The following is a 13,380-nucleotide window of genomic DNA, read 5'->3' on the forward strand; positions in this document are numbered from 1 at the left end:
GGGCGCAGTCGGTGCTCGCTGCCGTATATGCCACGCACGTACTGCGGTCGTTGTGTGGTGCCTACACCCACCTGACAAACGCTTGCGACGTTCTCACCGCTCCAAAATAAGCGCCGGCATGCCCGGCGTTTTTTATGTATTGCGCAACCAGGCGCCTCTTTCCTGCTGCAAGCGCACAACAAACCGGCATCGCGTTCGGCCTGCACTCGTAAATTCAGGCACTTTGCGCCCGGAGATATTCCGTCATCACCGCTGAGCTATAGCGACCTCGACCGATTGAAAAGCAGGTGCTTGAATCGCCAACGTTTCGCAGCGTCACTGGCCTTGACTGCAATCAACGCGTCACGCCGTACCAAGCGGATCGAATCAGGGGGATTAGGCAAGGCGCCATCTGGCGCGACATCCATCGATCAAGGGAGAGGGTTCATGAGTGTGTTGAGTACGCGTTACGGCCGCCTGTTGTTGTTGCTGCTGTCGTTGGTCTGCATGAGCGCGGGCGCGCAGGGCATCGCCAAGGGCGCCGACGTCAGCTGGCTCAACCAGCAGGCTGCCAACAATCCGCCGCAGGTCTTTCGCGATGCCTCGAACAAGACCACCGACTTCATCAAGCTGTTCAAGGACGTGGGCGGCAACGCCATCCGCCTGCGCGTATGGGTCAACCCGTCGGGTGGCTGGAACGATGGCCGCGACACCCTGGACAAGGCCAAGGGCGCCGCCGCCCAAGGCATGCGCATCATGATCGACTTCCATTACAGCGACAGCTGGGCCGACCCCGGCAAGCAGAACAAACCAGCGGCCTGGGCAGGCCATAACGTGGCCCAGCTCACTACCGACGTCTACAACCACACCCAGGGCATCCTCAAATATCTCAAGGACAACGGCATCACCGTCACCTGGGTGCAGGTGGGCAACGAGATCAACCAGGGCATGTTGTGGAACGAGGGCAAGACGCCCAACTTCGCCACCCTGGGCCAGTTCATCAACAGCGGCTACAACGCCACCAAGGCGGTGTATCCCAATGCCAAGGCCGTCGTGCATCTGGCCAACGGCTACGACAACGCCAACTTCCGCTGGTTCTTCGACAACCTGCGCTCGGCCGGCGGCAAGTGGGACGTCATCGGCATGTCGCATTACCCTCCCGTCGGCAGCTGGCAGGACTACAACAGCCGCCTGGACACCAACATGCGCGACATGATTGCCCGCTACGGCAGCGACGTGGTGGTCGCCGAGGTCGGCATGGACTGGCAGCAGGCCGCCACCACCCGCGCCATGCTCACCAACCTGCTCAACCGCAGCAACGCCATCGGCGCGCGCGTGCTCGGCATCTTCTACTGGGAGCCCAACGCCTACCCGGGCTGGCAGGGCTACACCATGGGCGCGGTCAACACCAACGGCCAGCTGACCGAAGCGCTGCAGGCGTTCTGACCAACCCGTCCTCGCCCGTAGGAGCGCACCCGGGCGCGACGGGCATGACCGATAGAGCCCGTCGCGCCCGGGTGCGCTCCTACATCGGTCCGTTCCGCGCCGGGCCAGCGGCCATCCCCACCGCTGGCCCTTATCCTTTGGTCGTACACCGGCTGCGCCCGCTGCGCCGGACCCTCGCTCCGGCCGGCAGCGATACACCAGCCATCGCACGACACCGTCCCATTCCATACGCACCCGTAGCGAGGAATGGCAACAGGTGCGTGCGGTACACTTGGGGGTTCACGAATTCACGATGTCGACACACCCGCGGGGTGTGTCCCCCCGGGAGCGCTAATGAACTGGTTGAACGAAGTGCTGCACAACGATCCGAACCCGCTCGAGACGCAGGAGTGGCTCGAATCGATCAAGGCCGTCATCGATGTAGAAGGTCCTGAGCGCGCCCATCAGCTGCTGGAAGGCATGGTCGAACAGACCCGCCGCGCCGGCGCTTACCTGCCGTTCTCGCCCACCACCGAGTACGTCAACACCATCTCTCCGGCCAACGAGGCCAAGAACCCCGGCGATTCTGCGCTGGAGTGGAAGATCCGCTCGATCATCCGCTGGAACGCCATGGCCACCGTCGTGCGCGCCAACCGCAAGCCGGGCGACCTGGGCGGCCACATTGCCTCGTTCGCCTCCAGCGCCACGCTGTACGACGTGGGCTTCAACCACTTCTGGCGCGCGCCCTCGGATAGCCATCCGGGCGACCTGCTGTTTGTCCAGGGCCACAGCGCCCCGGGCATCTACGCCCGCGCCTTCCTGGAAGGCCGCATCAGCCAGGCCCAGCTGGACAACTTCCGCATGGAAGTGGACGGCCAGGGCATCTCCTCCTACCCGCACCCGTGGCTGATGCCCGAGTTCTGGCAGACCCCCACCGTGTCGATGGGCCTGGGCCCGCTGGCCGCCATCTACCAGGCGCAGTTCATGCGCTACCTGGAAAACCGCGGCCTGATCGAGAAGTCCGACCGCAAGGTGTGGTGCTTCATCGGCGACGGCGAGAGCGACGAGCCGGAAACCCTCGGCGCCATCGCCCTGGCCGGCCGCGAAGGCCTGGACAACCTCATCTTCGTGGTCAACTGCAACCTGCAGCGCCTGGACGGCCCGGTGCGCGGCAACGGCAAGATCATCCAGGAACTGGAAGGCGTGTTCCGTGGCGGCGGCTGGAACGTCATCAAGCTGCTCTGGGGCGGCTACTGGGACGCGCTGCTGGCCAAGGACACCGACGGTGTGCTGCGCAAGCTGATGATGGAAACCGTCGACGGCGAATACCAGAACTGCAAGGCCTTCGGCGGCGCCTATACCCGCGAGAATTTCTTCGGCAAGTACCCGGAGACCGCGGCCATGGTCGCCGGCCTGTCCGACGACGACATCTGGCGCCTGAACCGTGGCGGCCACGACCCGCACAAGGTGTACGCCGCCTACCACCAGGCCGTGAACACCAAGGGCATGCCCACCGTGATCCTGGCCAAGACGGTCAAGGGCTACGGCATGGGTTCGGCCGGTGAGGCGCTCAACCCCACCCACCAGACCAAGAAGCTGGACGACGCGGCGGTCAAGCACTTCCGCGACCGTTTCAACATCCCGGTGACCGACGCCCAGCTGGAAGACGGCCAGGTGCCCTTCTACCACCCCGGCGAAGATTCCCCGGAAGTGCAGTACCTCAAAGAACGCCGCAACGTGCTGGGCGGCTTCCTGCCGCAGCGCCGTCCCAAGGCCAGCAAGTCGTTCGTCGCGCCCACGCTCGACAAGTTCGAGCGCCTGCTCAAGGACAGCGGCGAGCGCAGCTATTCCACCACCATGTCGTTCGTGCAGAGCCTCAACATCGCGCTGCGCGACAAGGAACTGGGCCCGCGCATCGTGCCGATCGTGGCCGATGAGGCGCGCACCTTCGGCATGGAAGGCATGTTCCGCCAGATCGGCATCTATGCCCCGTTCGGCCAGAAGTACAAGCCGGTCGATGCAGACCAGCTGATGTACTACCGCGAAGACCAGACTGGCCAGGTGCTGCAGCAGGGCATCAGCGAGCCGGGCGCCATCGCCTCGTGGATGGCCGCCGGCACCAGCTACTCGGTCTCCGATGTGCCGATGCTGCCGTTCTACATCTACTACTCCATGTTCGGCTTCCAGCGCGTGGGCGACATCGCCTGGCAGGCAGCGGACATGCGCACGCGTGGCTTCCTGCTCGGCGGCACCGCCGGCCGCACCACGCTCAATGGCGAAGGCCTGCAGCACGAAGACGGCTTCAGCCAGGTCATCGCCGGCTCCATCCCGAATGTGCGTAGCTACGACCCGACCTTCGGTTTCGAAGTCACCGTCATCATGCAGCACGGCATGAAGGCGATGATGGAAGACCAGATCGACGAGTACTACTACATCACCCTGATGAACGAGAACTACGTCCACCCCGGCATGCCGGACGGCGCAGCCGAGGGCATCATCAAGGGCATGTACCTGCTCAAGGACGCCGGCAAGCCCAAGAAGGGCGAGCTGCGCGTGCAGCTGCTGGGCAGCGGCACCATCCTGCGCGAGGCCATTGCCGCGGCCGAGCTGCTGGACAAGGACTTCGGCGTCACCGCCGACATCTGGTCCTGCCCCAGCCTCAACGAAGTGCGCCGCGACGGCTATGCCGTGGAACGCTGGAACCGCCTGCACCCGGAGGCCGAACAGCGCAAGCCCTACGTCACCCAGCTGCTGGAAGGCCGCCAGGGCCCGGCCGTCGCCGCAACCGACTACGTGCGCGCCTTCGCCGACCAGATCCGCGCCTTCGTCCCGATGACCTACACCGTACTCGGCACGGATGGGTTCGGTCGCTCGGATACGCGTGCGAACCTGCGCCGGTTCTTTGAGGTCGATCGGTACTACATCGCGCATGCGGCGATTGCCGCGCTGGCGAAGGATGGCAAGATGACCGGCAAGGATGTGGCTCGGGCGATTAAGCAGTACAAGATTGATCCGGAGAAGGCGAATCCTGTTGGGGTTTGATGGGTTGCATTGACTTTAGATTCGTAGCTCGCCCCTTGTGTCTTTCGTAAAAGCGCCCGCTTGGCCTATGCCAAGCGGGCGTTGTATGTTTAGAGATGTCATTCTCAGCATCTGCGACGCAAGAGAATTTAGATGTGTCGCAAAGCGCATCTTCGCGCTGAATTATTTAAAGTGTCCTGAGATTTACTGTGATGCCAAAGAAAAAAATAAAGGTCATTGACTTATTTGCGGGTGCAGGAGGCTTGGGCGTCGGTGCTCATCAAGCTGGCGCAAAAGTGGCTGCTAGCGTGGAGCTCGATTCTGTCGCTTGTAAAACGCTGCGGGCAAACTCCTTATTTCATGGTCAGGTCGTGGAGGCAGATGTATCCACTCTATCTGCGGCGAATTTAAAGAAGCTGGCGAGGATTGGGGAGCAAGACCTAGTGATAGTGGTGGGTGGGCCTCCATGTCAGCCTTTTTCAAAGGCAGCATATTGGACGGATGATGGGGCGGATGCGGCTTATCGACGCGCGCGAGCTAATGGTCTAGCTGCAGAAAAGCCACTCTCTAACTTGATAGCAAAAGAGGATGCACGTCGAGATTTAGTTGAAGAGTACTGGCGGGTCGTGAGGGAAATTAATGCAGACGGCTTCGTTTTTGAGAATGTTCCAAGTATTAAGCACCCAAGAAATAAGCCGGTCTATGACGCGCTAGTTAGCTCCGCGAAGAGGGATGGCTATTTCATTACTGAGCTAGTTGTCAGGGCTGTTGAGCACGGAGTGGCCCAAGCTCGAGAGCGAGTAGTTATACTTGGCTCAAAGGTGAGGTCCCCGGACGTTCCAATGGTTACTCACTCTGCAGACCCGAGTTCCGGTCTTTTGCCAATAGTTACGGCTGGAGAAGCGTTGAGCCGCTTTGCTGGACCAGAATTCTTTGAACCTGAAGAGGTTGTGAGCGGCCGATGGGAAAAGCATTTGAAAGAAGTTCCTCCGGGCTGGAATTATAAAGCCCATACTGCTTGGGCTGGGCACCCTTCGCCTACTTTTGTAACTGAAACAAGATTTTGGAACTTTCTTTTGAAGCTCTCTGAAGATCGGCCATCCTGGACAATTGCAGCAAGTCCAGGGCCTTGGACAGGACCTTTCCACTGGAGTTCGCGTAGGCTTCGCACAGTTGAGTTGGCTGCACTGCAGGGCTTTCCTGATGGTTATGTTATTGCCGGTGGACGAAGAGATAGAGTGAAGCAAATGGGGAATGCTGTGCCTGTGCCTGTAGCTAAAGCCGTGGTCGCCAGTGTAATTGCTTCCTTGGAGAAATCGTAATGGCTAAGGCAACGCAGCTGAGGAACTGTATTAGCCTATTCTCGGGTTGTGGTGGCATGGACTTAGGTATCGAAGCGGCAGGGTTCAAAGTGCGCGTCGCGACGGATGCAGAGCCGCTCTGTGGAAAAACATACGAAAAAAATTTCCCCGGCGTACCATTCATTGTGCGAAAAATAGGTGAGCTAAGTACCTCTGAACTGCTAGAAACGGCTGGTTTAAAAATAGGTGAGGTCGACCTATTAATCGGCGGTCCGCCTTGCCCAGCATTCTCAAAAAGCAGGTTTTACCGAACAGAAAAGCCTCGTGCACTAGATGATCCTGTGGCGAAGGAGACGGTTGGTGGATACCTTCGTGTTCTTAAGGAGGTAAAGCCTCGAGCGTTTCTTTTGGAGAACGTTAAAGGGCTGGCATACGGTGTGCACAAAGAAGCACTTGATTACATCTTGGAATCGGCGAAAAAGCTAGGCTACAAAACATCTGTGAACATTATAAATGCTGCAGATTATGGTGTGCCTCAAATTCGCGAGCGATGCCTAGTGATGGGCTTCAAAGGCGATGCGCCGATGACTCCTGCTCCTACTCATGGTAAGTCTCCTTCAGACTCCCTCCTCCCTTGGGTTACGGCGGGGCAGGTGCTCTGTGACTTGGATACCGAGGAAATGGCGTCATTTGAAGGGCATTTTGCGGGAGGTAAGCATCACGATCTTTTGTGTGAAGTTCCACCTGGGGAGAATTACCTATTCTTTACTGAGGAAAAAGGACATCACAGACCAAGATTTAAATGGAGGTCGCGTTATTGGTCATTCCTGCTAAAGCTTAGTCGTGATCTTCCCTCGTGGACTATTCAGGCTAGGCGATCAAATAATATGGGGCCATTTCATTGGCGTAGCAGAATCCTTCGCATCGAAGAGATCAAAAGGCTTCAGACATTTCCTGACTCTTTCGATTTGGAGGGGACGATTGAGCGGCAGTGGAGGCAAATTGGTAATGCAGTGCCTCCTTTGGTTGCAGAGCATTTCGGTAGAGTATTATTTAATTGCCTGAGCGTTGCCCAGGATGAAAATTTAATTTCTTCTAAAAAAAGTGGGCGGGATTAATATGGCTCCTATTCCTCTTCTGCGAGCTAATGAGCTACTTGAGGTAGTTCGCTCTTCAATAGATTCGTCCGGGTGGAGTCATTATATTCATGATGCTCAAAAGCCATTCGGTTTGTTTCTGGAGCGGCCTGGGCGCGAACGTGTAGATATTCGAGTTTTTATTTGGAACTGCACGCATGGTGGTGGTTCTGCTCGTGCTGCTGATGAATTTAGAATTCAGTTCACTAAGACAGTACCTAGGTATTATCCTGAAGAGACGACTTTGCTGCTCGGGTGGCATGATGGCTATGGTGTTTTCGCTGCTTGGAATATTGGGATGCACCAAGGCCAGGATTCTGGTTCTCCTTCTGCTCAGATTAGAGAGGAGGTCTTACGGGCAGCCTATAATGATGGGTTTGCGGTTGGCGAGAGAGGTAATGGAGAGATAGTCGCAGCCTTCAAGCCGGAGCTTTTTGCGGAATATGCAGCCAATGCTGAGAGTATTCATAACGGAAGAATTCAAGATTTAGATATACTTAATAATCTATCTAATATCGACTTTGGCCAAACCTTTAGGCAAGGGTCGCGGCGCATGGTTTCATCTACTATAATTAGGGCTTATCGGGAAGTTAGTTTCAGTAAGAGAGTTCTTGCGGCATATTCTTCAAGGTGTGCAGTCTGTGGTATTCAATTAAGGCTCATTGAAGCGGCTCACATTGTGCCTGTGGCCGTGCCTGAAAGCACGGATCTTACGTGTAATGGAATCGCTCTATGCGCGCTTCACCATAAGGCATACGACTCAAATTTGCTTTCTGTGGCAGAAGATTACAGTGTCCAGTTAAGCATGGAAAAGTTGGATGGTTTGCGCAGTGCTAATCTATCGGGTGGAATTGACAATTTTGTAAATAATTTACAGCAACATATCTCGCTGCCGGCTGATAGGCGTGACTTTCCTTCAAGGGAGAATCTTGTGCTGTCGAGGCGTGTAAGAGGATGGCGCTGATGGCCTCCTAAAAAGGAGGGCAAAAGGGGACGGGGTAATTAAGCGAACCGGTCGTACAGGCCTGCGCGGCGATGTTTGATAGCGGGGCTGTGTAACTGCCGTCTGGCTGAGGTCTTCTTCTTGAGCAGGAGGCCCGTCCATGCCGCGACAGCCGCGTTTGGAACTGCCCGGCGTTCCGATGCATGTCGTTCAGAGAGGCGTGAATCGGTGCGCGATCTTCTTGGAAGGTGAGGATCTGCATCACTATTGCCTTCTACTACGCGTGGCCTGCGAGCGCTTTGCTGTGCAGGTGTGTCGACTCCCCGTAATTCAATGCCAGCTAAAACTAGAGGTCTGCGGTTGATGTTGATCACGGAACTCGGCGGGCGTTAGCCCGCCCAGGCTGTCGTGCGGGATCTGCTGGTTGTAGTCGGCCAGCCAGTGTTCGGTCTGTTCGCGAACCTCGCTCAGCGTGCGGAAGATGTGCATGTCCAGCACGCCGCGCGGTAGCTGCCGTTGAAGCGTTCGATAAAACCGTTTTGCATCGGACGCCCCGGCTCGATGAAGTCCAAGGCGATACCCTTGCGCTCAGCCCACTCGGCCAAGGCCAACGCGACAAATTCCGGTCCGTTGTCCAGACGCAGCTTGTTCGGATAGCCGCGCCAAGCCGCGATGCGTTCCAACGTGCGGATGACGCGGGCGGCCGGAAGATTCAAGTCTACTTCGATGGCCAAGGCTTCCCGACTGAAATCGTCGACGACATTGAACGTGCGGAAGCGTCGACCATCCCACAGCGCATCGGACATGAAGTCGATCGACCATCCGGCATTGGGGCGTGCTCCGCATGTCAGCGGTTGTGGATGACGCGTCGGGACCCGGCGCCTGCTGCGACGACGCTGGTTGAGCTTCATCAGGCAATACACGCGCCAGACCCTCTTGTGATTCCACACCTGTCCACGACGGCGGATGATCTGAAAGAGCTTTCCAAAACCACGCTCGGGAAAACGCTCGGCCAATTCGGACAACAGCGCAATGACCTCCTCGTCGCGATCGGGACGACGCCGATAGCGCGCTGTCGAGCGCGCCACGCCAACGACCGCACAGGCCCGGCGCTCGCTCCAGCCATGCTGCTCGACGAGCCAGGCAAGAAGCGGGCGCTTATGCGCCGGGCCTACAGCTTTTTTGCGATGACATCCTTCAATGCATGGTTTTCCATCGCGAGCTCGGCATACATGCGCTTAAGTTTGCTGTGCTCGGTCTCCAGGTCTCGAAGGCGCTGCACATCAGCTGCCTCCATGTCACCGTACTTGGACTTCCAGACGTAGTACGTCGCGTCGGAAATACCCAGCTCACGGCACACATCCTTGACCTGGCGGCCGCCCTCAACCTGCTTCAGCGTGGCGACAATCTGGCTTTCGGTGAACTTGCTCTTGCGCATCAATGGTCTCCTCGGTGGCTAGTGTGCCCGGAGACCTCTAACTATGGATGGATCAATTTTACGGGGAGTCGACACTACCAACTCGGCAAGCCAAAAGCCAAGCTCAAGCGACGGAAGCAAGCGTGTCTGGACGCTAACGTGTCGCCGTTCGTAGGTGGGTCGAGAGGCTGCTGAGGACACGGTGATCAGACTTGCAGCCCTGGTGCATCCGGCTTCTTACTCTGCTCCTGAGCTTCAACGCTCATCGCGAGTGCACGCGTCTGTTCGGCAGATTGCACGCGGGCCTGGCTCTGTTCAACTGAACTTTCCACCGCATCTGCTGTGCGCATTTGTTCACGGTGGTACACGGAGGTGGTGGGATCTCTCTGGACCAGGAAGACATATTCGCCAGCTGCTGCGCTGGTGCCTGCTCGGCCAAGCACTACGTTGTCCACACATTCCATGCCCTGCTCTTTGGCGAGTGCATACAGGCTCCAGGTCATGCGATCACTTGCGGCATCCGGAGCACGATTCAGAGAATGATCGATCCGATGTACGCCATCTTGGATTTGAGCAAACATGGGATCGCTAGACGATGGAGCCTGTGCGCTGAGCTTGAAACCCTCCGAGGATCCACGCGAAGGTGCGGCCGGGTCCTGAGGTACCAACGGCTGCCCACTCGTAGGAGGCGCGATCCTGCGATCGTCTGCATCGAACCACTGCTTGCCGTCAAACCTGTAGCCGCTGCGTACCGATGCCGCGCCGACGTCTTGGTAAAGGTCCTCCCCGAAGTCCGGGGCATTGACTGTCTCACCTTGTGCGTTCTTTGGTAAAACGGGTTGAACACCGCTGGCTTTGAGCAAGTTGCTGACAACACCGTTGCTGTTGTTGTACAGCGGAGAATATTCCAGTTGCGCGTGATTGATCTGCTCGCCAGCCTTGACGGCGGACTCGAGCTTTGCGGCTAGTTCCTGGTCAGAGCCACTCCAGGCAACGATACGCTCGTGACGCTCGCCCGGTGCTGGCCAGTCTGGAGCGGTGATCGTCTCTTTCACGACGTCGCCTCTTACGTCCCGTGCAATGCCAGGGTCGGAAGGATCCAGCTGATTCAAGGGAACTCGCTCGTAGTTCCCGTCCTGCTTTAGTCGGTACCCAACTTCATAAGGCGCAACGTAAGGCGCCGCTTGGACAATGATGTGCCCAAACTTCTCCGAGCCAAGAACCGTGCTCTCGGCAAAGTTCGCCAGGTCATTCCCTTCGGCCCTGGTGTCTGGTCCCCCGCGTACTACGGTCTGGCTGCCATCGAACTTCTGAAAAAGCAGGTAAAGATGGCGGCGGTCACCAGCAACCTCGCTTGCCCCCACCCAAATTGTTGCCTTCTTCTGCTCATCCATGACTTATTCTCCAATATCCTGCGGAGCCCGATTCACTACCAACTTGCTCAAGTAGATTCCGTCAGCAGAATGAAAGCCCACCATCCAGGTAACCGGTACAGCTGGCGCTGTCACCGATGGTTGCGCCTCTTTCACGACAGGGGAAAGCGTGCACACCATCGATGCTTTGTAACCTGCGCCGGGAGAGCTCAACGCTTGGCAGTGAAATCCTAGATCCTCAAGTTTTTTCTGCGCGGCCGTAATGGGCAAGCCGACCGGGTTAGCGGCTTGAAGCTGCTGCCTTGCTTTCGCGGCAGACTGTTGAGTATTAAAGCCGGGCCGTGAGTCTTGCTGCATGGCAGAGCACCCTGGTATGAAGAAGAGACTAGCAGCTACTAGCAGTGCTAGAGAACTAAGGTTGGCGTGAGGATTCGTTTGCATGATTTGACAACTCCACCGCAATCACACGGATGGTCATCCATGTGCAGGTCGGTTGCAAGTATGCCCTCCTAAGAGACGGAGTAACGGGGTCAGGTTGAGCCACCCCCGATTTCTCGGACAGGTTAATTAGGGAACAACAGCCATCTTCTCGAACTCGGCCGGCGAGCGATAGCCCAGCGCACTGTGCAACCGCTGCCGGTTGTAGAACACTTCGATGTACTCGAACACTTTCCCGCGCGCTTCGTCGAGACTGGCGAAGCGCTCGTGGTGCGTCAGTTCCTGTTTGAGCGAACTGAAGAAGCTCTCCATCACCGCATTGTCGTAAGGCATGCCCTTGCGGCTCATGCTTGCGACCAGCCCAGCTTCTTGCAACTGCCGCTGATATGCACCGCTGGTGTATTGCGTGCCCTGGTCACTATGGTGGATTGCGCCCTGCGCTGGCCGTCGGCGGTGCAACGCCATGGCCAGCGCAGCGCTGGCCAACGCCTGATCGGCCCGCTGGCCCATCGCCCAGCCCGCGATCTGCCGGCTGTGCATGTCTAGAACTGCCGCCAGGTACAACCAGCCCATCCGGGTCGGGATGAAGGTGATGTCCGCCACCCACACCCGATCTGGCCCCGGACTGACGAACGGCCATGCCAGCCGGTTAGGCGCTACCGCCGCACGCTGGTATGTGCTGCGCGTGCGCAGATAGCGTTGTCGCCGTTTGGTGCGGATCGCATGTGCCTGCCGCAGGCGCCGCACCCGATGCCGGCCGCATGTCTCACCTTGCTGACGCAACGCGCGCCACAGGCGCTCGCTGCCATACGCCTGGCGGGTTTGTGCGTGCAACTGCTCGATCCGCTGCAATAGCCGGGCATTCTCCTGTGCGCGTGGCCCCGGACGGCGAGCGCACCACGCGTAATAGCCGCTGGGCGACACGCCCAACGCATGGCAGAGCCAACGCACCCGGTAACCCCGCTGATCTCGGATCCAGGCGTACTTCACGGTAGCTCCCGCGCAAAGTACGCCGCCGCTTTTTTTAGGATCTCGTTCTCTTGGCGCAGCCGCTCGTTCTCGCGCTGCAGCTTGGCCAGTTCATCCGGGTTGGCCTTGGGCCGGCCACTGCCGCCAAAGGCGCCAGCGCCCTTCGCATCGAGATCCGTGGCCCACTTGTAGAGCCGGTTGCGCGGGATGGCTAACCCCCGCGCGATCATGGCCGCTGGCCGATCTCCCGCCTTGAGCAACCGCACTGCTTCCCGCTTGAACTCCGCTGTAAACCGCTGCCGCTTCTGCATCGAACACCTCCCTGCGAGGATTGTCCTCGCTTTCAGGTGTCCGAGTTATCAGGGGTGGCTCACCCTGACCCCAGCTATTCCCTTACTAACCGACTCCCTTTCCCAGCCAAACCAATGGCGATCAACCTATCTGCATCGGTGCGCGACTTTGCTCAAGTGCAGGTTCCTGCTGTGCTGCCAACGCACGTTCTTGTTGGGTGTTGGAGATTTGCTCGACCTTTGCGAATGACTGCTCGACAGGTGTTTTTGCTGCTTCTTCGGCGTTTATCGATGCTCTGAGGTGAGCAGGGTTATCCGACTCCCCTTGCACTACAAATAGGCGCTGGCCTGCTCCATCACCGGGAGTGTTTCCGAGAACCACGTGGTCTACGCGGCTCAGTCCGCCCTCCATCGCGGTTGCCAGCAAACTAACGGAAATCTTCTCGCTAGTGGCATCGTAGGCCCTGCCATGTTGCTGATCGATGCCTGCAACCTGTTCCCGAATCGTGTTGAGCATCTCACGATCCTTGTCTGGCAACTGCGCATCACTGATCACGCGCTGCAGGAGTGTCCGCTCCGGCATCGGGTTGTATTGCTCAGTGTTCAATTCGCTGTCAGGGACAGGGGCTTTGATACTACGGATGTACTCAACGTTGCTGAGCGGTTTCAGGCCACCCTCGAAGTCCTTATCCTGTATGAACTTCAGGTCGGTACGATGCAGACCGGCGTAATTGACAGCGCCCCATGTGTAATCGATGCAACTGTTCATTGCGCCGTGATACTGCGTATTGAACCCGTGTTCGCCGGGCTTTGCACCAAACTCCATCAATTTTTCGTACTGATCCTTGCTGATCTCCATCGTGCGTTGGTAGAAAGGCTTTTGGTATTGATCGGCGTCATTGTTGTAGACCTTTCCAGGCCCTGACATCACTCCGTGCTCGATGGGCGCAAACCCGAAGCTGGTTTGTTCCTTCCCGTGCGTGACTGTGTAATACATGTGCCCTGCCGCTGATGTTCCACCGTCAAGAAGCGGCGTCCCTGGCGCGGCAACGTAGAGAGTGACAGCGTATTTATCGTCCATGAGGTGT

Annotated in this window: 10 protein-coding genes and 2 pseudogenes; 6 read left to right on the forward strand and 6 right to left on the reverse strand. The window is 58.0% G+C overall.

The window, feature by feature from the left end:
* Positions 1-426 precede the first annotated feature (426 nt).
* The 6 genes and pseudogenes from BJD12_RS15520 to BJD12_RS24985 all read left to right on the forward strand — a co-directional run.
* Positions 427-1,425, forward strand: coding sequence for an arabinogalactan endo-1,4-beta-galactosidase (locus BJD12_RS15520; RefSeq protein WP_005997364.1), 999 nt, complete (start codon positions 427-429; stop codon positions 1,423-1,425).
* Between the two features lie 333 nt (positions 1,426-1,758).
* A complete protein-coding gene (gene aceE / locus BJD12_RS15525) occupies positions 1,759-4,446 on the forward strand; it encodes a pyruvate dehydrogenase (acetyl-transferring), homodimeric type (RefSeq protein WP_005997366.1) in 2,688 nt (895 codons plus the stop codon).
* Between the two features lie 191 nt (positions 4,447-4,637).
* Positions 4,638-5,747, forward strand: coding sequence for a DNA cytosine methyltransferase (locus BJD12_RS15530; protein WP_042828671.1), 1,110 nt, complete (start codon positions 4,638-4,640; stop codon positions 5,745-5,747).
* Between the two features lie 56 nt (positions 5,748-5,803).
* On the forward strand, positions 5,804-6,844 hold the full coding sequence (locus tag BJD12_RS15535) for a DNA cytosine methyltransferase (protein WP_228860907.1): 1,041 nt from the start codon (positions 5,804-5,806) through the stop codon (positions 6,842-6,844).
* A 1-nt stretch (position 6,845) separates the two neighbouring features.
* Positions 6,846-7,826, forward strand: coding sequence for an HNH endonuclease (locus tag BJD12_RS15540; protein WP_080553133.1), 981 nt, complete (start codon positions 6,846-6,848; stop codon positions 7,824-7,826).
* A 139-nt stretch (positions 7,827-7,965) separates the two neighbouring features.
* Positions 7,966-8,118 (forward strand): annotated as a pseudogene (locus BJD12_RS24985) (transposase); the annotation flags it as partial.
* Positions 8,119-8,135: 17 nt separating this feature from the next.
* Here BJD12_RS24985 and BJD12_RS15550 read toward each other — a convergent pair.
* From BJD12_RS15550 to BJD12_RS15580, 6 genes and pseudogenes are all read right to left on the reverse strand, one after another.
* Positions 8,136-9,243: pseudogene (locus BJD12_RS15550) on the reverse strand (IS3 family transposase).
* A gap of 185 nt (positions 9,244-9,428) precedes the next feature.
* Positions 9,429-10,616, reverse strand: a complete 1,188-nt coding sequence (locus BJD12_RS23860; RefSeq protein ID WP_005997375.1) for an XVIPCD domain-containing protein — start codon at positions 10,614-10,616, stop codon at positions 9,429-9,431.
* Between the two features lie 3 nt (positions 10,617-10,619).
* The gene (locus BJD12_RS15565) at positions 10,620-10,952 is read right to left on the reverse strand and encodes a hypothetical protein (RefSeq protein WP_228995474.1); all 333 of its coding nucleotides are present in this window, start codon (positions 10,950-10,952) and stop codon (positions 10,620-10,622) included.
* 210 nt (positions 10,953-11,162) lie between these two features.
* A complete protein-coding gene (locus BJD12_RS15570; protein ID WP_005992929.1) occupies positions 11,163-12,023 on the reverse strand; it encodes an IS3 family transposase in 861 nt (286 codons plus the stop codon).
* Positions 12,020-12,313, reverse strand: a complete 294-nt coding sequence (locus BJD12_RS15575) for a transposase (protein WP_005997377.1) — start codon at positions 12,311-12,313, stop codon at positions 12,020-12,022. Before BJD12_RS15575 ends, BJD12_RS15570 begins: the two co-directional genes overlap by 4 nt.
* A gap of 121 nt (positions 12,314-12,434) precedes the next feature.
* Entirely contained in the window at positions 12,435-13,373 is a 939-nt protein-coding gene (locus tag BJD12_RS15580) for an XVIPCD domain-containing protein (RefSeq protein WP_005989865.1), read from the reverse strand.
* Positions 13,374-13,380 lie beyond the last annotated feature (7 nt).

This window comes from Xanthomonas vesicatoria ATCC 35937 (assembly GCF_001908725.1).
GTDB lineage: Bacteria > Pseudomonadota > Gammaproteobacteria > Xanthomonadales > Xanthomonadaceae > Xanthomonas > Xanthomonas vesicatoria.